Annotated in this window: 21 protein-coding genes; 9 read left to right on the plus strand and 12 right to left on the minus strand. The window is 72.1% G+C overall.

Annotated features, from left to right (window positions below; all coding sequences use genetic code 11):
* Positions 1-125: 125 nt before the first annotated feature.
* Positions 126-878, minus strand: coding sequence for a hypothetical protein (locus ABEE00_RS01465; RefSeq protein ID WP_345743302.1), 753 nt, complete (start codon positions 876-878; stop codon positions 126-128).
* Positions 879-1146: 268 nt separating this feature from the next.
* Between ABEE00_RS01465 and ABEE00_RS01470 the strand changes: the two genes are divergently transcribed.
* The gene (locus ABEE00_RS01470; RefSeq protein WP_345743303.1) at positions 1147-1713 is read left to right on the plus strand and encodes a hypothetical protein; all 567 of its coding nucleotides are present in this window, start codon (positions 1147-1149) and stop codon (positions 1711-1713) included.
* Positions 1714-1758: 45 nt separating this feature from the next.
* On the opposite strand, the gene ABEE00_RS01475 is transcribed toward ABEE00_RS01470, so the two are convergent.
* The 3 genes from ABEE00_RS01475 to ABEE00_RS01485 are packed head-to-tail and all read right to left on the minus strand — an operon-like array spanning position 1759 to position 4258.
* On the minus strand, positions 1759-2589 hold the full coding sequence (locus ABEE00_RS01475) for an enoyl-CoA hydratase/isomerase family protein (RefSeq protein ID WP_345743304.1): 831 nt from the start codon (positions 2587-2589) through the stop codon (positions 1759-1761).
* Positions 2586-3041, minus strand: a complete 456-nt coding sequence (locus ABEE00_RS01480) for a Zn-ribbon domain-containing OB-fold protein (protein ID WP_345743532.1) — start codon at positions 3039-3041, stop codon at positions 2586-2588. The genes ABEE00_RS01475 and ABEE00_RS01480 overlap by 4 nt, the downstream gene beginning before the upstream one ends.
* A 53-nt stretch (positions 3042-3094) precedes the next feature.
* A complete protein-coding gene (locus tag ABEE00_RS01485) occupies positions 3095-4258 on the minus strand; it encodes a lipid-transfer protein (RefSeq protein WP_345743305.1) in 1164 nt (387 codons plus the stop codon).
* A 110-nt stretch (positions 4259-4368) separates the two neighbouring features.
* Here ABEE00_RS01485 and ABEE00_RS01490 point away from each other — a divergent pair, with 110 nt between their 5' ends.
* The 4 genes from ABEE00_RS01490 to ABEE00_RS01505 all read left to right on the plus strand — a co-directional run bounded on the left by ABEE00_RS01490 (position 4369) and on the right by ABEE00_RS01505 (position 7431).
* Complete coding sequence (locus ABEE00_RS01490) at positions 4369-6048, plus strand: FadD3 family acyl-CoA ligase (protein ID WP_345743306.1); 1680 nt, start codon at positions 4369-4371, stop codon at positions 6046-6048.
* Positions 6049-6092: 44 nt separating this feature from the next.
* Positions 6093-6518: a pyridoxamine 5'-phosphate oxidase family protein gene (locus ABEE00_RS01495; protein WP_345743307.1), complete on the plus strand. Its 426-nt coding sequence runs from the start codon at positions 6093-6095 to the stop codon at positions 6516-6518.
* 261 nt (positions 6519-6779) lie between these two features.
* Positions 6780-7037: a hypothetical protein gene (locus tag ABEE00_RS01500; protein WP_345743308.1), complete on the plus strand. Its 258-nt coding sequence runs from the start codon at positions 6780-6782 to the stop codon at positions 7035-7037.
* Between the two features lie 64 nt (positions 7038-7101).
* Positions 7102-7431 carry a hypothetical protein gene (locus ABEE00_RS01505; protein WP_345743309.1) on the plus strand — a complete coding sequence of 110 codons (330 nt, stop codon included), beginning with the start codon at positions 7102-7104 and terminating at the stop codon, positions 7429-7431.
* A 369-nt stretch (positions 7432-7800) separates the two neighbouring features.
* On the opposite strand, the gene ABEE00_RS01510 is transcribed toward ABEE00_RS01505, so the two are convergent.
* Both ABEE00_RS01510 and afsR read right to left on the minus strand, forming a co-directional pair.
* The gene (locus tag ABEE00_RS01510) at positions 7801-8094 is read right to left on the minus strand and encodes a hypothetical protein (RefSeq protein WP_345743310.1); all 294 of its coding nucleotides are present in this window, start codon (positions 8092-8094) and stop codon (positions 7801-7803) included.
* Positions 8095-8391: 297 nt separating this feature from the next.
* Entirely contained in the window at positions 8392-11343 is a 2952-nt protein-coding gene (gene afsR / locus ABEE00_RS01515; protein WP_345743533.1) for an SARP-family global regulator AfsR, read from the minus strand.
* A 187-nt stretch (positions 11344-11530) separates the two neighbouring features.
* Between afsR and ABEE00_RS01520 the strand changes: the two genes are divergently transcribed.
* Positions 11531-12763 carry an amidohydrolase family protein gene (locus tag ABEE00_RS01520; RefSeq protein WP_345743311.1) on the plus strand — a complete coding sequence of 411 codons (1233 nt, stop codon included), beginning with the start codon at positions 11531-11533 and terminating at the stop codon, positions 12761-12763.
* Between the two features lie 68 nt (positions 12764-12831).
* On the opposite strand, the gene ABEE00_RS01525 is transcribed toward ABEE00_RS01520, so the two are convergent.
* The 6 genes from ABEE00_RS01525 to ABEE00_RS01550 form a co-directional block, all read right to left on the minus strand.
* A complete protein-coding gene (locus tag ABEE00_RS01525; protein WP_345743312.1) occupies positions 12832-14055 on the minus strand; it encodes a cytochrome P450 family protein in 1224 nt (407 codons plus the stop codon).
* Complete coding sequence (locus ABEE00_RS01530) at positions 13962-15305, minus strand: cytochrome P450 (protein WP_345743534.1); 1344 nt, start codon at positions 15303-15305, stop codon at positions 13962-13964. The genes ABEE00_RS01525 and ABEE00_RS01530 overlap by 94 nt, the downstream gene beginning before the upstream one ends.
* Before the next feature lie 74 nt (positions 15306-15379).
* A complete protein-coding gene (locus tag ABEE00_RS01535; RefSeq protein WP_345743313.1) occupies positions 15380-15985 on the minus strand; it encodes a GTP-binding protein in 606 nt (201 codons plus the stop codon).
* Between the two features lie 100 nt (positions 15986-16085).
* Positions 16086-16451, minus strand: a complete 366-nt coding sequence (locus ABEE00_RS01540) for a DUF742 domain-containing protein (protein ID WP_345743314.1) — start codon at positions 16449-16451, stop codon at positions 16086-16088.
* Positions 16448-16873 (minus strand): roadblock/LC7 domain-containing protein, encoded by a 426-nt coding sequence (locus tag ABEE00_RS01545; RefSeq protein WP_345743315.1) that lies wholly within the window; start codon positions 16871-16873, stop codon positions 16448-16450. Before ABEE00_RS01545 ends, ABEE00_RS01540 begins: the two co-directional genes overlap by 4 nt.
* The gene (locus tag ABEE00_RS01550; RefSeq protein ID WP_345743316.1) at positions 16870-18453 is read right to left on the minus strand and encodes a histidine kinase; all 1584 of its coding nucleotides are present in this window, start codon (positions 18451-18453) and stop codon (positions 16870-16872) included. The genes ABEE00_RS01545 and ABEE00_RS01550 overlap by 4 nt, the downstream gene beginning before the upstream one ends.
* Positions 18454-18820: 367 nt before the next feature.
* Between ABEE00_RS01550 and ABEE00_RS01555 the strand changes: the two genes are divergently transcribed.
* The 3 genes from ABEE00_RS01555 (at position 18821) to ABEE00_RS01565 (ending at position 21936) form a co-directional block, all read left to right on the plus strand.
* Positions 18821-19729, plus strand: a complete 909-nt coding sequence (locus ABEE00_RS01555; RefSeq protein WP_345743317.1) for an LLM class F420-dependent oxidoreductase — start codon at positions 18821-18823, stop codon at positions 19727-19729.
* Between the two features lie 140 nt (positions 19730-19869).
* Entirely contained in the window at positions 19870-20658 is a 789-nt protein-coding gene (locus tag ABEE00_RS01560; RefSeq protein ID WP_345743318.1) for an SDR family NAD(P)-dependent oxidoreductase, read from the plus strand.
* 150 nt (positions 20659-20808) lie between these two features.
* Positions 20809-21936, plus strand: coding sequence for an LLM class flavin-dependent oxidoreductase (locus ABEE00_RS01565; RefSeq protein ID WP_345743319.1), 1128 nt, complete (start codon positions 20809-20811; stop codon positions 21934-21936).
* Positions 21937-21948 lie beyond the last annotated feature (12 nt).

Consider the following 21948-nt stretch of genomic DNA (forward strand, 5'->3'; position numbering starts at 1 on the left):
TGCTCTGCGCTGCGCGCCTGCGGTCGCCGCTGTTGCGGCGTGTGTGCTGCCGCGCGCTCTGACCGCCGGTCGGACCCGCGTACGGTCGCCTTCCGCTGCGGCGGGATGGGGGTGGCAGGAGGCCCTCACGCCGCGTCGCGGTGGTCTGTCCCGTCCGGGGGGTCCGGGTTCGTGCGGGGGATGTACTGGGTGCGGTCCGCGTCGCGCTGGTCCTGGTCGGGCTCGGCCGGCCAGGGGTCGCCGCCCACGGGGCGGATGTACTGGGTGCGCTCGGTGTCGGAGAGCGGGGCGTCCGCGCCGCGCGCCGGTGTGGCGCCCGGTGTGCCGTACCAGAGCCGCTCCTCCGTGGGCGGGCCCTCCTCGGCGCCGGGCGCGACGGCCACCGTGGGCTGCGCGGGCGGCACGTCGTCGCGCGGCGCCTCCGCGGGGCGCGGCGTCGCGTGCCGGCCTGCCGCGCGGCGTGCCCGGCGGCCCCGCATGAGCAGGGCGCCCAGAAGCAGCACGATGCCGCCGCCCAGGGCGCCGGCCGCGCCGAGCCCCAGACCCTTGCCGTCGGACACGTACAGCCCGTTCGAGGTCTGTGTCTGGCGCACCGCCCACAGCACCGCCGTGGCCAGCACGACCAGCCCGGCGAGCACGACGAGGGAGCGGAGCCGCAGCAGCACCGCGATCACGGCCAGCAGCGCGGCCACGGCCATCGGCGCGAAGAGGCCGTAGAGCAACGGGGCTTGGGACGGGGTGAAGCCGCCCGCGGAGAAGAGCTGGTCCAGCCGGTAGGAGCGCCCGGGGCGGCCGTCGTACCAAGGACGGAAGGGGCTGAGTACGGCGGCCGCCGCTCCGATGAGGGCGAGCAGGCCCCCGAGGATGTTCCGGATCATCTCCGTTCGGCCTCCCTGGGTGGGGATGCGCGGGGTGTGGGGGTGCGCGCTGTCCTGCCGTCGTCCTGCGTCAGACGCTAAGCCGCACTCCGGGGGCCCGCATCCGCTGGCGTGACGCAGTGCGTACGCACGGGTACCGGTGGCCGCTGGCGCGGGCGGGTCGCGGAACGCGGCACCGGAAGGTTCCGGCCGCTGCTAAGGTGACGTGCGCTCGTCAAGAGCGCGGATTCTGTTTGTCAAAACTGCACAATCAACGGGGAGTTGAAGCATGAGGCTTCGTCATGTCCGCACGGTCGCCGTCTGCGGAATAGCGCTGGTGCTGCTCACGGGCGCCCGCGGCTCGCACGGCGGAAGCTGCGGGGGCAGCAGCCACAGCAGCAGCAGTGGCAGCCACTCGGACACCGACACTGACACCAGCAGCACCGGCAGTGGCGGTACCGACGGCGGCAGTGACGTCAGCAAGGACGACAGCACGGGCGGCGGCAGCAGCGGCGGCTCGGGCTCGCTCGGCGGCGGCATCGGGGGCGGCAGCAGGAACGACGCGCTGCGGGACCTGCGCATCACCGACTGCTCCTACGACGAGGCGCGCGGCGTGACCGCCAAGATCAGCGCGACGAACAACACCTCGGACACCGTGGACTACAAGTTCTCCGTGAAGTTCACGGACGGCGCCGGCAAGACGATCGGCGTCCGCAACCGCACCATTCCCGTGGTGCAGGCGGGTGCCACCGACACGCAGGACGTCTCGACCGCGTACGTCCCCGAGCAGGGGCAGACCGCCTCGGGCAAGTGCAAGATCACCAAGGCGAGCCGCACCGCGTCCGACGCGCTCTGAGCGTGTGACCTCCGCAGGCCGGCGCGCTCCGGGCGGGCGTGCCGGTCAGCGGAGGCGCGGCGGTCCCGAGGGCCGCGCGCCGAACAGCGCGGACTGACCGTCGGGCGGCAGGTTCCCCAGCGCGATGAGCTGCGGCGCGTGCGCCATGGCCTGGGCGCGGGCCGGTTCCCGTGCGGCCCAGAGCGCGCGCACCGTCCCCTGCACCCCGCCGGGCTCGTACGAGGCGAGGGTGGCGGCACATTTGTGGGCCGCCTCCAAAGCGCGGCCGTTTTGGGTCACTTCGGATACCAGTCCTGTTTCGTACGCCCGCTGCGCGGTGATCCGCTCGGCGGTGCCCATCAGCGCCATCCGCGCGGCCTCTCCGTACGGCATCCGCTGCGCCATCGCGATCGCCTCGTACGCGCTGACCATCCCGTACGCGGTGTGCGGGTCGAAGAACGTCGCGCCCTCGGCGGCGACCAGGAACTCCGCCTCGGAGAGCAGGTAGAAGGCCCCGCCGCAGGCCATGCCCTCGACCGCGGCGATCACCGGGATCCACAGGTCGTTGGCCTTGGGGCCGATGGTGAGCAGCGGATCGTCGAGGGAGTAGGGGGAGTGCGGCTGGTGCGCGCCCGCCTCCGCCGCGGCGTCCCGGTCGATGCCGGTGCTGAACGCCCTGCCGCCCGCGCCCGTCACCACGGCCGCGCGGACCTCGGGCCGCGTGCGGAACTCCCGCCACACGGCGACCAGTTCGCGCGCCATCTCCAGGTCGATCGCATTGTGCTTGGCGGGATTGTCGAGCGTGACGGTGGCGACGCCGTCCTTCACGGAGGCGCTGACGCGCCCCTTCGGGGAGCCCGTGTCCGCCGGTTCCGCCTTCGGGGATTCCGTGCTCATGGCCGCTCCAGTACCCAGCGGGGCAGGTGTGTGCCGTCGGACAGCTCGGTGAAGACCGCCTTGACCGGGGCGCCGATGCGCAGCTTCGCCGGATCGACCGAGTTCAGCGCGGCGTCGCGGGAGGCCACCAGGTTGCCGGCCATCCGGATGTGCGGCGCCTCGGCGAGCTCGACCAGGATCACGTTGTACGGGGCCTGCTCGGCGTACCAGGGGAGCAGGGGCGGGTGCGGCAGCACGTACGACCAGATGCGGCCGCGGCCGCTCATCCTGCGCCACTCGGAGTCGAAGGACCGGCAGTGCGGGCAGCAGGGCCGCGGCGGGAAGCGCAGCTCGCGGCAGTCGGGCGCGGCGCAGCACTGGACGCGCAGCTCGCCCTCGGCGGCGTAGCGCCAGAAGGGGGCGCCGTCCTCGTCGGGGACCGGGAACAGTATCTCGCTGACAGGTTCCGTCATCTGTTGTCCGTCCTTGGTGGGGTCGGTGGCGGCCTGCGGGTGCGCGTCCGTGCTCAACTCCGCAGCAGGACCGCCGAGGTGGGCACGCCCTCGCCCGCGGTGACCAGGCACGTTCCGGCGTCCGGGACCTGCGCGGTCGAGGTGCCGCGGAGCTGCTTCACGCCCTCGTTGATCAGGTTGAAGCCGTGCACGTACGCCTCGCTGAGCCCGCCGCCCGAGGTGTTCAGCGGCAGCCTTCCGCCGATCTCCAGCGCGCCGCCCTCGGTGAAGGCCGCGCCCTCGCCGCGCCCGCAGAAGCCGTAGCCCTCCAGGGAGAGCGGGATGAGCGGGGTGAACGCGTCGTAGATCTGCGCGACGTCCACATCCTGTGGACCGAAGTCGGCGGACTTCCAGAGGTGTTCGGCGGCCGTCCAGGAGGGACCGCTGAGCGGGTCCTCGTTCCAGTAGTTGACCATGCCGTGGTGCTGGGCGGGCAATCCCTGCGCGGCGGCGTGTACGTACACCGGGCGCTGCCGGCAGTCCCGCGCGCGGTCGGCGGAGACCAGCACGCACGCCAGCGCGCCGTCCGTCTCCAGGCAGTTGTCGAAGAGGCAGAGGGGCTCGCTGATCCAGCGCGCGTTCATGTACATCTCGCGGGTCAGCGGGCGCTCGTACATCATCGCGGCCGGGTTCTGGTTGGCGCGGTTGCGGCAGGCGAGCGCGACGTTGAAGAGGTGGTCGCGGGTCGCCCCGTACTCGTGCATGTAGCGCCTGGTCAGCATGCCGATCTCGTCGGAGGGGCGGAGCAGGCCCCAGGGCCTCGTCCACTGCGCTGGCGTGGGGAGTTGGACGTTGGTGTTCTTCCAGGGGCGCGGGCCCGAGCCGCGCTTGCGGGAGCGCCAGGCCACGCCCACCGTCGCCTGGCCCGTCGCGATGGCCGCCGCGAGATGCGCGAGGGTCCCGCACGAACCGCCGCCGCCGTAGCCGGTCTTGGAGAAGAACGTGACGTCGCCCGCGCCGATGGACTTCGCCAGCTCGACCTCGTCGGTCTCCTCCATCGTGTACGAGGCGAAGGCGTCCACCTCGGAGGGGTCGATCCCCGCGTCGTCCAGGGCCGCGAGCACCGCGCGGCAGGCGAGGGTCTTCTCCGGTTCCTGCAGCCGCTTGCCGAACTCGGTCTGCCCGATCCCGGCTATCGCCGCCCTGTCCTTGAGTCCCGTCGTGAGCCCCGCCGCCATCGGCCACCTCCGCGCATACGGACTGCTGGCAGTCCGCATCCGGACTGCTGACAGTGCCGGAGGCTACAGCTAATCTGACGGATAGTCAGCTACTGTGCGGGAGGGCATCGATGGACCGCTCCGTGACCGGCATCCCCGACCTCGTACGACGGGCGGCGGAACGCCACTCGGGCCGCGAGGCGGTCGTGGAGGGCCGCACCCGGATCACCTACGGCGAACTCGGCCGCCGCGTCGAGCGCGCCGCCGCCGCTTGCATCGCCGCAGGTCTGCGCCGCGGCGACCGGGTCGCGGTGTGGGCGCCCAACAGCGCCGACTGGATCGTCTCCGCGCTCGGCGCCGTCACCGCCGGCGGCGTGCTGGTCCCGGTGAACACCCGCTTCAAGGGCGCCGAGGCCGCGTACGTGCTCCACCGCACCCGCGCCCGGATGCTGTTCGTGACCGGCACCTTCCTCGGCACCTCGTACGTCGCCTCGCTGCGCCGCGCGACCGCCGAGGGCGAGGGGGACGGGCCGCTGCCGGGGCTGCCGCATCTGCGGAACGCGGTGGTGTTCTCCGACGACGTGCCCGAAGGCTTCACCGGATGGCGGGAGTTCCTGGCGGGCGGCGACGCGGTGGGGGACGAGGAGGTGCGCGAACGGGCCGACTCCGTCGGGCCCGACGACCCGTCCGACATCACCTTCACCTCGGGCACCACGGGGAACCCAAAGGGCGCGGTGATCACGCACGCGCAGACGCTGCGGGTGTACGACACCTGGGCCGGGCTCGCGGGCCTGGAGGAGGGCGACCGGTATCTGATCGTCAACCCGTTCTTCCACACCTTCGGCTACAAGGCGGGCGTGATCGCCTGCCTCACGCGGGGCGCGACGATGATCCCGCAGCCGGTGTTCGCCGTGGACACCGCGCTGGCCAGCATCGCCGAGGAGCGGGTGAGCGTGCTGCCTGGCCCGCCCACGCTGCACCAGCAGCTCCTGGACCACCCGCGCAGGGACCGCTACGACCTGAGCGCGCTGCGGCTGGTGGTGACGGGCGCGGCCGTGGTCCCGCTGTCGCTGGTCGAGCGGCTGCGCGGGGAGCTGGGCGTGGCCACGGTGCTCACCGCGTACGGGCTCACCGAGGCGTCCGGCACGGTCACCATGTGCCGCAGGGGCGACCCGGCGGAGGTGATCGCCGGGACCGCGGGGCGGGCCATCCCGGGTACGGAGGTCAAGGTGGTCTCCTCGGCCGGGGCTTCGCTTCCCCCGGGCGAACCCGGCGAGGTGCTGGTGCGCGGCTACCACGTGATGTCCGGCTACTTCGAGGAGCCGGAGGAGACCGCGCGCGCCGTCACCGAGGACGGGTGGCTGCGCACGGGCGATGTGGGGGTGCTGGACGCGGACGGCAACCTGCGGATCACGGACCGGCTCAAGGACATGTTCATCGTCGGCGGCTTCAACGCCTACCCAGCGGAGATCGAGCAACTGCTGCTCGGGCACCCGGACTTGGCGGATGTCGCCGTGATCGGGATACCCGACGGGCGGCTGGGCGAGGTGGGCAAGGCGTACGTCGTACGGAGGCCCGGCGTCGCGGTCACCGAGGACGAGGTCGTGGCCTGGGCGCGCCGCGAGATGGCGAACTACAAGGTGCCGCGCGAGGTGGAGTTCGTCGAGGGGCTGCCGAGGAACGCGAGCGGCAAGGTGCTCAAGGGGAGCCTGCGGCAGGGAAGTTCGGGGCGGTCCGTGCCGTTGTCGGAGGGTGCGGCTAGCGTGTCCGCATCGTCGGCTTCATCGGTTCCGCGCCCCGACGCGCGCTAGGTCCTGGCGTGCGGAAGCGGGTGCGGTGACATAGGAGGAGACACATGGGCCTGCCCCGTGAAGAGCGCGAGAGCTTCCTCGCCGAGCCCCACATCGCCGCGCTGTCGGTGGCCGGCAAGGAGGGCCGCGCCCCACTGACGGTGCCGATCTGGTACGCGTACGAGCCGGGCGGCGACGCCTGGATCCTCACCGAGGCCGAGTCGGTGAAGGCCAAGCGCATCGCGGAGGCGGGCCGCTTCACGCTCATGGTCGACCGCCTCGAGCCCACGGTGCGCTATGTGACGGTGGAGGGCCCCGCGACGGACGCCGTCCCCGCCAAGCGCGAGGAGATCGACGAGATGGCGTCCCGCTATCTCCCGTCCCCGCGCGCCGAGCAGTACGTGGAATGGGCCCTGGCGAATCTGGGCGAGCACATGGTGATCAGGCTGCGGCCCGAGCACTGGCTGAGCGCGGATATGGGGGCGGTGTAAGCGCGGGATCGGCACGCTCTTATGGCCCGGGAAATTTCCCGGGCCATATTTCTTGTGGGGGTGGTGTTGCGGCTGAGACGTGACGTAGCGTCTGAGTCGACCGCACAAGAAATGTTTCATGGGGGAACGATGAAGCACACAAGGCGCTTTACGGCATTCGGTATTGCGGGGGTGGCGGCGGCGTCACTCGCGATGCTGGGAAGCCCCGCAAGTGCTGCAAGCGGTACGGCGGCCGCGGACACGGCCAGTGCGGGAAGTCCCGTGCACGCCCAGAAGAGCTACAGCGTCAAGTGCTCGTCGGGCGGCGGCTCCGCGAACTTCCGGTACAAGGAAGGCAACGTCAACACCCGCATCTACTTCCACAACAACTGCACCCACCCGGTGAACGTCTCCGTGCACACGGTCGACCTGGAGAACACGCACAAGTACTGCATCGCCACTGGTGCAGGCCAGAAGGGCAGCAAGGAGATCCAGCAGGGTGCGTCGGGGAGCATCACGAAGCTGACGCGAGGCTGCTGAGCAGGGCGTTCCGTACGTGCAGTTCGAACTAGGAGAGTACGTGAGGGTCAAGAAGGCATTCGTCATGCTCAGCGCTGTCGGAGCAGTGGCCTCCTCTGCGCTCGTCACCGCGGGGCCGGCGTCCGCAGCCGATTCCGTCTCGGCGCAGAAGGGCGGCGGGACGAACTTCACGGTCGCCTGCGACGACAAGGGGAAGACGACCAACTTCCGCATGACGCAGCACTCGAATCAGGTCCGCGTCTATTTCCACAATCACTGCTCCCACTCGGTGAACGCCGGTGTATACAACGGTGCGAAGCTGGCGCACTGTGTGACCACCGAGCCGGGCAAAAAGGGGAGCCGGCTGTACCTGATCAAGTCCAACAAGGTGAGCATCCACCGCGACTGCTACTAGGAATCCACTACCGCTGAGGCGCGGTCAGCTGAAAGTGGTGGATTGCTTCCGCTGAATTCTTCGCGGAGAACCGGCCCGGGTCCGTGGGTGCACACACGGACCCGGGCCGCACGCGTGAAATCGCCCGCACGAAGCGCGCACACGAAGACGCGCGCACAAAGAGCCGCACACACGAAGTGGGCCGGTGCCGACGGCTCCCCCTCTCCGCCGTCGGCCTCGGCCCACGTGTATCCCCCGTGCCCCCGTCGGGTCCCCCGTGACCCGGTCCCCCGTGGTGTTCCCCCGTTGTCCCCCGTGGGGTCCCGTTCCTTCCCCCGTTCCCCCGTGGAAGCGGGACCCCGTGCCCCCGTACCCCGGTGTCCGGGGCGGTCAGCCGACCGGTTCGCCGGTCTGGTGCCGGTCGTCGCCTCCCGGCGGAGTGCTCTCCGATCCCTTGGCGCTCTTCTTCTTTCCGGCGGCGGCCCCCGCGCCGACGCCGTTCTCCGGTGAACTCGCCTGTGCCGGAACGATCGTCTGGTGGCGGTCCTTGGTGGTGAGGTCGTCGTCGCCCACGGGCTCCGCGGGCTCCTGGCTCCCCTCCAGCACCGGAACGCCTGTCTGGTGGCGGTCCTCGGTGGTGAGGTCCTCGTCGGCAGGGATCGCCTTCTTCTCGTCCGTACTCATGGTGGCCTCCTTGGGCTCATTGAGTGATCGGCAGAGTCCGCCCGGCAGCTCCCCCGTGGGCTGCCGGACGGACGCCCCCGTAGCCGCGAAGCCAGGCGGGGCAGCGCGGCCTTCCCCCGATGATCCGTCTGCCCCCCGACGCGACGGATCGACGTCTAGAAGCATGGAGGGGGGCGATAAACGAACGATGAACGTCCGCTTGTCGGCGTTCACTCCGGGCGCCACGGCGTCCGTACGGGGGCGAGGCGCGGGTGCCGCGCCGCTGGTCGGAGCCCTGCGGCCCGTCCAGGCGCGGGCTCAGGCCGGGACGGGTCCGATCAGCTTTCTGACGTCCTCGGCCTCGCTGGAGCCGAGCGAGTCGAAGGTGGCCAGCGCGTCACGCCAGCAGGCGCGCGCCCTGTCGGTCTGGTCGAGCGCCTGGAGCGCGTGGCCGAGGGTGGTGAGGACGTTGGCGTGCCGCCACTGGCCGCCGATGCCGCGCAGCATGGCGAGGGCCTGCTCGGCGTGGCCGGCGGCGGAGGCGGGGGTGTCGGAGAGCAGGTCGACCTGGGCCAGCCGGAAGTGGGTCATGCCCTCCCACAGCCGCTGCCTGCTGTCCCGGAAGATCTCCAGCGCCTCGGTGAACTGGGTGTGCGCCTCGCCAAGCCGCCCGGCCTCGGTGAGCACGATGCCCAGCGTGTAGCGCCCGTTGGCCAGCCGCATCGCGGAGTCGAGGCCGCGGTAGATGACCAGCGCCTCCTCGGCGAGCTGCACCGCGCTGTCGGTCCGCCCCGAACCGAGCCGCGCACGCGCCAGGTTGCACAGCGCGCTGGCGGCCGAGGGCTGGTTGCCGTAGGCGCGGAACGCCTCCAGCGCCTGCATCAGGTAGTCCTCGGCGTCCTGGTGCCGCCCCTGGTAATTGGCCGCGATCCCACGGTCGTTGAGCGCGTACGAGGACGAGATCGGGTCCTCGGCCGCGCTGCCCAGCAGCATGGCCAGCCGCGCCTCGCCGTCCGCCTCCTGGAAGCGCCCGGTGGCCAGCAGCAGCCCCGTACGCACCGAGCGCGCGCGTGCCTCGGCGCGGGCGTCGCCCGCGTGCTGCGCGGCGGCGAGGAGGATGTTGGCGACCTGCTCGTACTGCCGGACGTTGGCGCCGGACTCGGCGAGGTCGATGCTCGCCATCAGCAGGTCGACGGCCTTGCGCAGGGTGGCTCCCCCCGCGGTCTGCCGGGCGAAGGCCAGCAGGCAGGCGGCCTCGGCGAAGAGCCAGTCGATGGCAGCGCCCTGGCTCTCGAAGGAGAGCCCCGGGTGCTCGGTCGGCTCCAGGTGCGCCACCAGGTGCTCGCCGGGGCGTTCCATGGCGTGTACGTGGGCGGCGGTGGCGAGGTAGAAGTCGAGCAGCCGGGTCAGCGCCGCCTCGCGTTCGGCGGGCGGCTGCTCGTCCCGCTCCGCGCAGGCGCGCGCGAAGAGGCGTACGAGGTCGTGCAGGCGGTAGCGGCCCGGGGCTGCGGATTCCAGGAGCGAGGTGTCCACGAGGGATTCGAGGAGTTCCTCGGTGGATTCCAGGCCGCGGTCGAGCATGGCGGCCGCTGCGTGGACGGAGATGTCGGGGCCGTCGGCGAGGCCCAGCAGGCGGAAGGCGCGGGCCTGTTCGGCGTCGAGTTGGCCGTAGCCGAGTTCGAAGGTGGCCTTGACGGCCTGGTCGCCGGCCTGGAGTTCGTCCAGTCGGCGGCGCTCGTCGGCGAGCTTGGCGGCCAGCACCGAGACGGTCCAGGTGCGGCGGGAGGCCAGCCGCGCGGCGGCGATCCGGATGGCCAGGGGCAGGAAGCCGCAGGCGCCGACGACGTCCATGGCGGCCTGCCGCTCGGCCCCCACGCGCTCCTCGCCCACTATGCGGGTGAAGAGCGTCATGGCCTCGTCCGGGCTCATCACGTCCAGGTCCACCAGGTGCGCCCCGGCGAGGTCCACCATCCGCACCCGCGAGGTGATCAGCGCCGCGCAGCCGCCGGTGCCCGGCAGCAGGGGCCTGACCTGGGCCGCGTCGCGCGCGTTGTCCAGCAGCGTGAGGATCCGGCGCCCGGCGAGCAGCGAGCGGAAGAGCCCGGCGCGCTCCTCGACCCCGTCGGGGATGTGGCTGTCGGGGGTGCCCAGCGCGCGCAGGAAGGAGCCGAGCACCGCCTCGGGGTCGGCCGGTGCGGCCCCGGCGCCCTGGAGGTCCACGTAGAGCTGCCCGTCGGGGAAGTGCTCGCTCGCGGCGTGCGCCACGTGCACCGCCAGGGTCGTCTTGCCCACCCCGCCGATGCCCGCCACGGCGGAGACCACCATCACCGCGCCCTCGGCCGAGCCCAGCTGCTCGCTCAGCTCGGTCACGAAGGCCGAGCGGCCGGTGAAGTCCGGGACGCTGGCGGGCAGTTGCGCGGGCCGCGCGGGGGCCGGTGCGCCCGAGCCCACGGTCTCCTCGGGTACATGGGTCAGCCCCTCGTCGGCCTCCAGGATGCGCTGCTGCAGCTCGGCCAGCTCCGGGCGCGGGTCCACGCCCAGCTCGTCGGCGAGCAGGCGGCGGGTGTCGGCGTACACGGCGAGCGCCTCGGCCTGCCTGCCGCTGCGGTAGAGGGCGAGCATCAGCAGTTCGCGCAGGCGCTCGCGCAGCGGATGCTGGGCGGTCAGCGCGGTCAGCTCGCCCACCGCGTCGCCGTGGCAGCCGAGTTGGAGATCGAGATCGAGCCGGTGCTCCTGGAGGGAGAGCCGCCACTCTTCGAGACGGGTGCGCTGCGCCTCCGCGTAAGGACCCGGTATATGGGCCAGCGGCTCGCCGTCCCACTGCTCCAGAGCGGTGTTGTAAAGATCCTGTGCACGATAGCGATCGCCGCCGGCGGCGGCCTTCTCGGCGTCCACGGAGAGCCCGTGCGCGGTGTCCAGATCGAGCTCGGTCCCGTGGCCTGTGCGCATCGCATAGCCGCCGGACTCGCTCACCAGCATCTCGGCGTCGTCCCCGAGCGCCTTGCGCAGCCGGGAGGCGTACGTGCGCAGCGCGGCCTTCGCGCGCGCCGGGGGCTCCTCGCCCCAGATCGCGTCGATCAGCTCCTCGGCCGTCGCGGTGTGCCCTCCGCGCAGCAACAGCGCCGCCAGCAGGGCCCGTTGCTGGGGCGAGCCGGTGTCCAGCGCCTCTTCGCCGCGCCAGGCGCGTACGGGCCCGAGCACCGTGAAGCGCAGCCGGGCGTCCCGCTGCTCGGGGCGCCCCTCGCGTCCCGTGTGCTCCTCGGCGCTCATGATGCCCCCTGGGTCATGCGCTCGGGTCATGCGCTCCACTCCACCGCAAAGGCTCAGTTTGCCTTGTCGCGGGCGTATGCGTCAGCTCCGGTACCGGCCTCTTCGCCCGCGCCTCCACCAGGTCATCAAATTTCGTAGCGCACGCGCTAGCTGACGCATCGTCAGATCGGCGCTACGGTGAACTGTCATGGAACCCTTGCCTGAACTCTTCCCCCAGATCATTTCGGTGGACGACCACACGGTCGAGCCGCCCCACGTGTGGCGGGACAGGATCCCGTCGAAGTACCGGGACACCGCGCCGCGCATCGTCCGCGCCCCGCTGAAGGAGATGAGCTTCAAGGGCGGCAAGTTCGCGCCGAAGATGGGCGAGCCGGGCGACGAGGGGCCGATAGCGGACTGGTGGGTGTACGAGGACCTGCACAGGCCGCTGACCCGGCTGGACACCGCCGTCGGCTACGACAGGGACGAGGTGCGCCTGGAGGCGATCACGTACGAGCAGATGCGGCCGGGCTCCTACAGCGTTCCCGACCGGCTCGCCGACATGGACGTGAACCACGTGCAGTCGGCGCTCTGCTTCCCGACCTTCCCCCGCTTCTGCGGCCAGACCTTCACCGAGGCGAAGGACCGCGAACTGGGCCTGCTCGGGGTGCGCGCCTACAACGACTGGATGGTCGAGGAGTGGTGCGGCCCCGAGGCTCAGGGGCGGCTGATCCCGCTGACCCTGGTGCCGCTGTGGGACCCGCAGCTCGCCGCCGACGAGGTGCGCAGGAACGCGGCGCGCGGCGTGCGCGCGGTGTGCTTCAGCGAGATACCCCCGCACCTCGGCCTGCCGTCCATCCACGGCGACGAGTGGGACCCGTTCCTGCGGGCCTGCGAGGAGACCGGGACGGTCATCGCCATGCACATCGGCTCCTCCAGCCGCATGCCGTCCACCTCGGCCGACGCGCCGCCGGCGGTCGGCTCCACGATCACCTTCGCCAACTGCTGCTTCTCGATGACCGACTGGCTGATGAGCGGCAAGTTCGACCGGTTCCCAGGGCTGAAGATCATGTACGCCGAGGGCCAGATCGGGTGGATCCCCTACATCCTCGAGCGCGCCGACGTGGTGTGGGAGGAGAACCGCGGCTGGGGCGGCGTCGCGGACAAGGTGCACACCCCGCCCTCGGAGCTGTTCGCGCAGCACGTCTTCGGCTGCTTCTTCGACGACGCCTTCGGCCTGAAGAACATCGACTCCATCGGCGTGCCCAACGTCCTCTACGAGACCGACTACCCGCACTCCGACTCCACCTGGCCCAAGTCCAAGGAGGTCGGCGAGGCCCAGATGGGGCACCTCGCGCCCGACGTGGTCGAGCGCATCGTGCGCGGCAACGCGATCGACCTGCTTCAGCTCACGCCCGAGGGGTTGTGGGCGGGCGCGTGAAGGGCCGCGCCCCGCGGCACCCGCGGACGGCGGTCCGAGCGCGCGCCGCGCCCGGACCGCCGCTCGCATCACCCGTACGGCAGCACCGGCAGTGTGGCGTGCCCGTACGCGATGAAGGACGGGACCTGGGCGATCTCCTTCTCCTCCACGGCCAGCCGCATCCGCGGAAAGCGCGCGAACAGGGCGGGCAGCGCGGTGCGCGCCTCCAGCCGTGCCAGCGGCGCCCCCATGCAGAAGTGCACGCCGTGCCCGAAGGAGAGGTGCTCCGTATCGGTGCGCCTGATGTCGAAGCGCGCGGCCGTCGGGCCGTACTTGAGGGGGTCGCGCCCGGCGGCGGCGAGCGTGGTGAGGATCGCGTCGCCCTGCTCGATCACGGTCCCGTCCGGCAGTGTGATGTCCTCGACCGCGAAGCGCAGCGGCAGGTTGGAGATGCTGGGCGCCCAGCGCAGCGTCTCCTCGATCACGTCGTCCCAGCCGGCCTCGCCGCCCCGCACAGCGGCGAGCTGCTCGGGGTGGGTGAGCAGCGCGTGCACCGCGTTGCCGATGAGGTTCACGGTCGTCTCGTGGCCCGCGCCGATCATCAGCAGCAGGGTGTCCAGCAGTTCCTTCTCGGCCAGGTGTGAGCCCTCGTCGTCCCGCGCCGACACCAGCAGGCTGGTCAGGTCGTCGCCGGGCTGCTCCCGTTTCAGGGCGACCAGGGCGCCGAGCGCGGTCTCGATGTCGGCCGCCGTCCGCGCCGCCTCCTCCGGGGTGAGGGTGGTGTCCATGACCCGGCCGATCAGCCGCTTCACCTCCTCCCTCGCCTCCTCGGGCACCCCGAACAGCTCGCAGATCACCAGCATCGGCAGCGGGTGCGCGAGCGTCGTGCGCAGGTCCACGGGGCCGCCGCCGGCGGCTTCCTCCTCGATCCGGTCCAGCAGGTCGGCGGTGATCTGCTCGACCCGCGGGCGCATCGCCGCGGTGCGGCGCGCGGTGAACGCAGGGGCGACCAGCTTGCGCAGCCGCCGGTGGTCGTCGCCGAAGGTGCTGAGCATGTTGGTCACGCCGACCCAGGAGCGCAGCCAGGTGTCCTGGTGCTCGCCGCGCTGCCAGGCCGGCCAGTGCCGCCGCGGGTCCTTGGACACCCTGGGGTCCTTCAACAGGTCCTTGAGCACCTCGAACTCGGAGACCGCCCAGGCGGGCACGCCCGCCGGGAGCTCTACGCGTGCCGCGCTCCCGAGGCGGCGGAGTTCCTCCGCCTCGCCGTGGATGTCGCCGCCGAGCGGATCGATGAGGACGGGCCGCTGCTCCATGGGGTCTCTCCTGCCTGCTCCGGGCTGATGGGGGTGAATCTGGAGGGGATGGCCGCCAGCGCACGCTGGAACGGGCCGTGCCGCCACACCAGTTGCTCCTGCGGGACGGTCAGCTCGATGTCCGACAGCCACGCGGTGAGCCGCTCGATCGCGGTCATGGCGATCAGCAGCGCGGGCTGCTGCACCGGGCACGCGTGCGGCCCCGCCGACCACGCCAGGTGCGCGCCGGCGCCGGAGGCCGCCGCGGGTACGGCCCCGGGCAGCGAGCCGCCCGAGCCCGCGCGGCCCTGGGTGTTGGCCGCCGCGAACGAGATGAGCACGAGCTGTCCCGCGCGCAGCCACACGCCGTGGAAGTACACGTCCCGCTTGGGGAAGTGCGCCGCATAGTTGGCCATCGGCGGGTCGTCGTGCAGCACGTCGTGGATCGCGTCGCGCGGGGTGAGGGCCCCGCCGGAGAGCGTGCCGTAGTAGCGGTCGTCGCTGATCATCCGGCTGAGCGCGTTGCCGATGAGGTTGGACAGCGGCTCGTAGCCCGCGCCCAGGGTCAGCACGATCTGGTGGATGACCTCCTCCTCGGTGAGGCCCGCCGGGTGGGCCATGTACCAGGAGGGGAGGTCGGCGCCCTGCTCGTGCTTCTTGGCCTCGGCCAGCTGCCCGATGTAGCGCTCGAAGGCCGCGTCGGCCGCCGTGGCCTCCTCGGGAGTGCGGCCCTCGATCAGCGGCGCGACGCCCTCGATGAGCAGGTCGCCCTGCGCGTCGTCCATCCCGAAGACCCGGTTGAACAGCAGGAGCGGCAGCAGCCGCGCGTACTGGCCCATCAGGTCCGCCTCGCCGTCCTCGGCGAATCCGGAGATCAGCCCGTCCGCGATCTCCCGCACGTGGCCGCGCAGCACATGCGGCTCGATCCGGGCGAAGCCGTCGCTGATCACCTGGCGGTAGCGCGCGTGCGCCTCGCCGTCGTTGAAGAGGGAGTTGGGCCGCCAGCGCATCATCGGCAGCACGGGGGAGTCCTCCGGGACGGTCTCCTGCCACGTGCTCGGGTCCTTGGACCAGGTGACCGTGTCGTGCAGCAGGTCCAGCGCGGCGCGGTAGTCGGTCACCAGCATCGCGCCGACACCCGGCGCCACCTCGACCGGCGCCAGCGCCCCGTACCGGCGCAGCCTGTCGTACACGGCGTGCGGGTCGGACGCGAACTCCTCGCCGTGCAGCGGGATCACGTCGTGCCCCGGCTGCGCCAGGGGCGGCGGCATCCGGCCGGGGCCGCCCGGAGAGCCGGACCGGGTTCCGGAGCCCGGGGTGTCGGATCCTGGGGTGGGGGCGGCGGTCAACGGGACTCCTGCGGAAGGTGGGTGGGCGCTTCGGGCGTCGCGGACGGGCCCCGCGCTGCGGGCGCCTCCCGCGCGTCGAGCGCGTCGAGTACGTGGCCGACGAGGGCGATCAGCGCGTCCGCCGACTGGTCGCGGTCGCGCGCGTCGCACACCACGAGCGGGGTGTCGGGGTGCAGGTCGAGGTGGTCGCGGAGGGTGTCGTGGTGGTGCGCGGGGGAGTCGGGGAAGGCGTTCACGGCGACCGCGTAGCGCAGCCCCGCCTCCTCGATCATGTCCATCACCTCGAAGGAGTCCGCGAGGCGGCGGGTGTCGGCGAGCACCAGGGCGCCCAGCGCGCCGCGCGCGATGTCCTGCCAGAGCGGCCTGAAGCGGCGCTGGCCCGGGGTGCCGAACATGTAGAGCACCAGATCTCCGGGCAGCGTCAGCCGCCCGAAGTCGATCGCGACCGTGGTGGTGGACTTCTCCCGTACGCCCTCCAGGTCGTCCACCAGCGCGCCGGTCCGGGTCATCACCTCCTCCGTGTGCAGCGGCCTGGTCTCCGACAGCGCGCGGATGAACGTGGTCTTGCCGACCCCGAAGGGCCCGGCGACCAGCAGCTTCACCAGGGTCTGCGGGTCTTCGGACAGATAGCCCGCACCCGCTGCGGGCCGCGCGTCCCCGACCGCGGGCGTACTGGGAGGACGTGTACTGGGAGGACGTGTACTAGGAGGACTTGAGGGTGCGGAGTCCATCGAGAACCTTCTCCAGGATCTGCCGTTCGGGCAGTTCGGCGTCGGGAACGGGGGCGCGGGCCCGCAGCAGGCCCGCGTCGACCAGGTCGGCGGCCAGCACCCGGACCACGCTGACCGGCAGCCGCAGATGCGCGGCCGTCTCGGCGAGGGTCAGCGCGCCGGGCCGCAGCAGGTCCAGCAGCCGCAGCTCCTCGGGGCGCAGCCCGGACGGCGCGTGTTCCACCGCGCCGTGCAGCACGGTGAGCCGGTCGAGCGTGTTGCGGCTCGGCCTGGCGCGGCCCGAGGTCGCCAGATACGCGGGCACCAGGCGCCGCGGATCGCGGGGCGGCGGGGTCATGCGTCCGCGCCGTCCCGCGGCGGACTGTTCATCGTCTTCGCGCCGAGCGAGGCCACCTGGACCTGCATGTGGTGGGTGACCACGCCCATGTTGACCTCGGGTTCGGCGAAGACGGCCAGCGTGGTGTTCTCGCCCGCGGGGATCGCGAAGACCCAGCCGCGGTCGGACTCGATCACCGTCTGCCGCAGCGTCACGTCGTGGTCCCCGGCGAACGCGGCCGTGGTGGTGCGGGCCGCGCCCTGGAGCGCGGAGAGCATGGCCGCGACGCCCTCGGCCGCGTCCCGTTCCAGGCGCGAGGAGCGCCCCTCGATGAGGCCGTCACCGGAGATGACCGCCGCGTGCACCACGTGCGGCAGCTCGGTGAGCGGTGCCAGGACCCAGGAGGTGTCCTCCCTGAGCGACCTGCGGGTGGGGGGTGTCATGCGGGCGGATTCCCTTCCGTGGAGCGGGGGTCGGGGTCGTAGTGCGGGTGTTCTTCCTGCGGCCGCGGCTCGTGCGGGGGTGCTTCCCCGGCGGCCCCGGCGCCCGCGCCGTGCGCCGGGGCGGTGATCCCGTCCGAGGTGTCGGCCGCCGCCCGGCCCGATGCGGTGCCCTGCTGGAACGCGGCCCAGCGCGCCGCGCTCTCCTCCGGCGCCGCGCCGGGACCCGAGGACTCCGGTGCGGCGGACGCGGGGGCGGCCCGGTGTGCGCCGGTCCCCTGCGCCTCGCCCGCCGCGTCCTGTTCCACCGGCCTGCGGCGGCGCCTGCGCGGGAGCTCGGGCTCCTGCCGCGGCCCGGACGCGGGCGCGGGGGCGGGTACGGGGCCCGGCTCCGGCGCCACGGACCCGGAGGACCCGGAGGACCGGGAGGACTCTGCGCCGCCCTGCTCCTCCGCGCCGCCGCCGGTGAGCCGGGGCGCGCCGCCCGCCGGCACGGGGGCCATCGCGGAGGTGGGCTGCTCGGCCTCGTCGAGCAGGGTGAGCAGCGGGTCTCCCGGAATGTGCACGATCGCGCGCACCCCTCCGTACGGTGACGCCTCGACGTGGGTGGTGAAGCCGTACTGGCGCACCAGCTGGCCGATCGCGGCGAAGCCGGTCCTGGGCGGGTCGCCCAGCTCGGTGAGGAGCACGGCGTCCTCGCCCGACATCAGCCGCGCGGCACGCCCCAGTTCGTCCTCGTGCATGCCGACGCCCGCGTCGTCGATGATCACCGAGGCGCCCCGGTTGCCCTGTTGGAGGGCGACAGCGACGGGCAGCTCCGGATGCGAGAAGTGCAGCGCGTTGGCGATGAGTTCGGTGAGCGTGACCGCGACCGGCTCGACCGCGCGGGCCACCACGCCCACCGGGTCCCGCAGATGGCTGGTGACCTGCACCCGCTCATAGCCGGAGAGCCGGGACACGGCGCCGACGACGATGTCGGAGAGGTGGGAGTTCTGCCGGGTGAGCCCCGGCCAGGCCCCGCACACCACGGCGGTGGACTGGATGCGGCGCAGTGCCTGCTCGTTGAGGAAGTCGGCGGCCAGCAGGTCCTCGGCGATCTGCGGGTCCTCGTACTTCTCCTGCATCTCCTGGAGCCGGGTCTGGAGTTGGTAGAGCAGCGCCTGCATCGTGGTGCTGGCGCCGCGCATCGCGGCCTGCGCGGCGGAGTCCACCCGCAGCCGCTCCTTGGTGACCGCGTCGCTGACCTGCTCCAGCACCGAGCTGAGGGTGCTGCCGAAGGGGGTGTCGGCGGTGCTCGCGTCCAGCGGGCCGCGCACCGGGACGTTGGGGTGGCTGAGCGAGGCGGCCAGATCGGGGATGCGGGACGCGGCCAGGTGCCGCACCTCCGCCTCGGTCGACTGGATGCGCGCGGTCAGTTCGGCGTGCTGGCGGTTGGCTGTGCGCAGCCCGTCGGCCGCCTCCTGCGCACGGGAGCGCTGTCTGCGCGTCTCCTGGTGCGAACGGAGGAACAGGAGGGCGAGCACGACGGCGGCCGCCGTCCCGATGGACAGGCCAACGAGCAGCGCCACCGGTATGTGGGTCATCGGTGTCCTCGATCTACAGGTGTGCAGACAGGTCTTCGCACGGGGACCGGCGCAGGGTCGTATGCGCTCCCCTAGTCCCACCATGTTGCCGGAGTCACACCCGTCACACAGTCATACGCGGAACTTCGGCTACCGATTTCGTTCAGCAAATGCCATGAGAACGGTCGCCGTGGATCTCTTCCCCTCGCCGCCCGCCCGCGCGGCCGCCGCGATCCCTTGTCTGATGGCCCGTCAGATACGACGATGGGCGCGCGTCGGCGGGCCGGCGCAGTCCGCCGGACGGTCCAGCGGGACCGCCGGAACCCGGGACCCGAGGAGGCGCGCCGTGCGCGAATTCGCTCCGGAAGCACCGCGGTTGGAGTACGGCATGCAGCTGCCGGTCCAGTCGCAGAGCACCATCTACGCCGAACCCTGGGAGGCGGCGGCGGACCCCGAGGACCTGCTGGCCGTGGCCCGTGCCGCCGACCGGCACGGCTTCTCGTACGTGGCCTGCTGCGAGCACGTGGCGATACCCCGGCGGCTGGCCCCCGCCATGAGCACCGTCTGGTACGACCCTGTCGCCACCCTCTCCTACCTCGCCGCCGCCACCGAGCGCGTGCGGCTGCTCAGCCACGTCGCGGTGGTCGGCCTGCGGCACCCGCTGGCGACGGCCAAGCAGTACGCGACCCTCGACCGGCTCTCCGGAGGGCGGCTCGTCCTGGGCGTGGGCGCGGGCCACGTACAGGAGGAATTCGAGGCGCTGGGCGCGGACTTCGAGGGGCGCGGCCGGGTGCTGGACGAGACCGTGGACGCGCTCAAGGCCGCGCTGGGGCCCGAGGAGTACCCGGAGTGGCACGGCGAGCGCTTCTCCTTCTCGGGGCTCGGCCAGAGCCCGCGGCCCGTGCAGACCCCGCGCCCTCCGCTGTGGGTGGGCGGCTCCTCGCCGGCCGCCGTGCGCCGTGCCGCGGTGCGCGGCGACGGCTGGCTGCCGCAGGGCGACCCGCGCGACAAGCTGCCCGCGCAGATCGCCAGGCTGCGGCGGCTGCGTGACGAGGCCGGGGTCACGGAACCGGTGACCATCGGCGCGATCGCCGAGCCGCTGTACGTGGGCGAGCCGAGCTGGGAGACCGGGCGCCGCACGCTGACGGGCAAGCCGGAGCAGCTCGCGGAGTCGCTGAGGGAGTACGCGGCGATCGGCGTGCACCAGATCCAGGTGCGCTTCCGCAGCCGCGACAGGAGCGAACTCACCGACCAGATCGCCGCGTTCGGCACCGAGGTCGCCCCGCACCTGAACTGAGCCGCGCCCCCACCGGCCGGCCGCACGACCCCGCACCGCACGACCCCGCACCGCACCACCCCGCACCGCACCACCCCGCATCGCAGGACTCCGCACCGCACCACCCCCGTAAGCACGACCCCTCAAGGAGGCAGTCCGACATGGGCAAGCTCGAAGGGCGCACCGTGGTCATCACGGGCGCGGCGCGCGGACAGGGCGAGCAGGAGGCGCGGCTGTTCGTCGCCGAGGGCGCGAACGTGCTGCTCGGCGACGTCCTGGACGAGCAGGGCGAACGGCTGGCCAAGGAGCTGGGCGAGCAGGCCGCGTACACCCGCCTGGACGTCCGCGACGAGGAGGAGTGGGCGGCGGCCGTCAGCACGGCCAAGGAGCGTTTCGGCCGCATCGACGGACTGGTCAACAACGCGGGCATCCTCCGCTTCGCCGAGCTGACCGACACGACGCTGGAGGACTACCGGCAGGTCGTGGACGTCAACCAGACCGGCTGCTTCCTGGGCATGCGCACCGTCGCGCCCGAGATCCAGGCGGCGGGCGGCGGCACCATCGTGAACACCTCCTCCTATGTGGCGCTCACCGGCATGCAGTTCGTGACCGCGTACGCCGCGACCAAGGCCGCCGTGCTCGGCATGACCCGGGTGGCCGCGATGGAGCTCGCGCCGAAGGGCGTACGGGTCAACGCGCTGTGCCCCGGCGCCATCGACACCCCCATGACCAATCCGGCGGCGGTCGCCGAGGAGGGCCTGGAGGTGGACGACGCATCGAAGGCCGCGATGGACGAGCTGTACGCCAAGGTCGTCCCGCAGGGCCGCGCGGGCCGCCCCGAGGAGGTCGCCAGGCTGGCCCTCTTCCTCACCTCCGAGGACTCCTCGTACGTCACCGGCCAGCCCTTCGTCGTCGACGGCGGCTGGCTGGCGGGGGTCCAGCTCTTCTGACCGCCGTTCCGCGGCGCCGGTGCGGCCGAGGGGCCCCGGTCCGCGGGTTTCTGACGGCACATCAGCTATTGACCGTCCCCGGGGGCGGTGACAGAGTCGTACGCAATCCGATCTGACGCACCGTCAGAAAACGAGGGAGTGTGAACCGCCGTGGAATTCGGGCTCTTTGTTCAGGGGTACGTCCCCGCCTCCCGTTCCCAGGCCGATCCGCAGGCCGAGCACAAGGCGCTCATGGAGGAGACCGAGTACGTCATCCAGGCGGACCGCTCCGGGTTCAAGTACGCCTGGGCCTCCGAGCACCACTTCCTGGAGGAGTACAGCCACCTCTCAGCGAACGACGTGTTCCTCGGCTACCTGGCGCACGCGACAGACCGCATCCACCTGGGCTCGGGCATCTTCAACCCGCTGCCGCAGGTCAACCACCCGGTCAAGGTCGCCGAGCGGGTCGCGATGATGGACCATCTCACCGGCGGGCGCTTCGAGTTCGGCTCGGGGCGGGGCGCCGGCTCGCACGAGATCCTCGGCTTCCTGCCGGGCATCACGGACATGAACCACACCAAGGAGATCTGGGAAGAGACCATCGCCGAGTTCCCCAAGATGTGGCTCCAGGAGGAGTACCAGGGGTTCGAGGGCAAGCACTGGTCGCTCCCGCCGCGCAAGGTCCTGCCCAAGCCGTACGGGGGCTCGCACCCCGGCATGTGGTACGCGGCGGGCTCGCCCTCCTCGTACGCGATGGCGGCCGGCAAGGGCCTCGGCGTGCTGGGCTTCAGCGTGCAGAAGGTCTCCGACATGGAGTGGGTCGTCGAGTCCTACAAGGGCGCCGTGAAGGACGCCGAGCCCATCGGCGACTTCGTCAACGACAACGTCATGGTCACCTCGACCGCCATCTGCGCGGAGACCCGCGAGAAGGCCAAGCGGATCGCCGTGAACGGCGGCCTCAACTACCTCCAGTCGCTGCTCTTCCGCTACCACGACACCTTCCCTCGGCCCGAGGGCATCCCGGAGTGGCCCGAGCTCATACCGGACTACACCGAGGAGGTCGTCGACCTGCTCATCGACGAGGAGCTGATGATCTGCGGCGACCCCGACGACGTGCTGCGCCAGTGCAAGCGCTGGGAGCAGGCCGGGGCCGACCAGCTCTCCTTCGGCCTGCCGATCGGCATCCCGTACGAGGACACCCTGAACACGATCAAGCTGATCGGCGAGCACGTCATCCCGAAGATCGACACCGATCCGGTGCACCGGACCACGCGCTTCCGCGAGGCCGGGCGCCCCTGACCCACCGCTCCA

Source organism: Streptomyces odontomachicola (assembly GCF_039605595.1).
Lineage (GTDB): Bacteria > Actinomycetota > Actinomycetes > Streptomycetales > Streptomycetaceae > Streptomyces.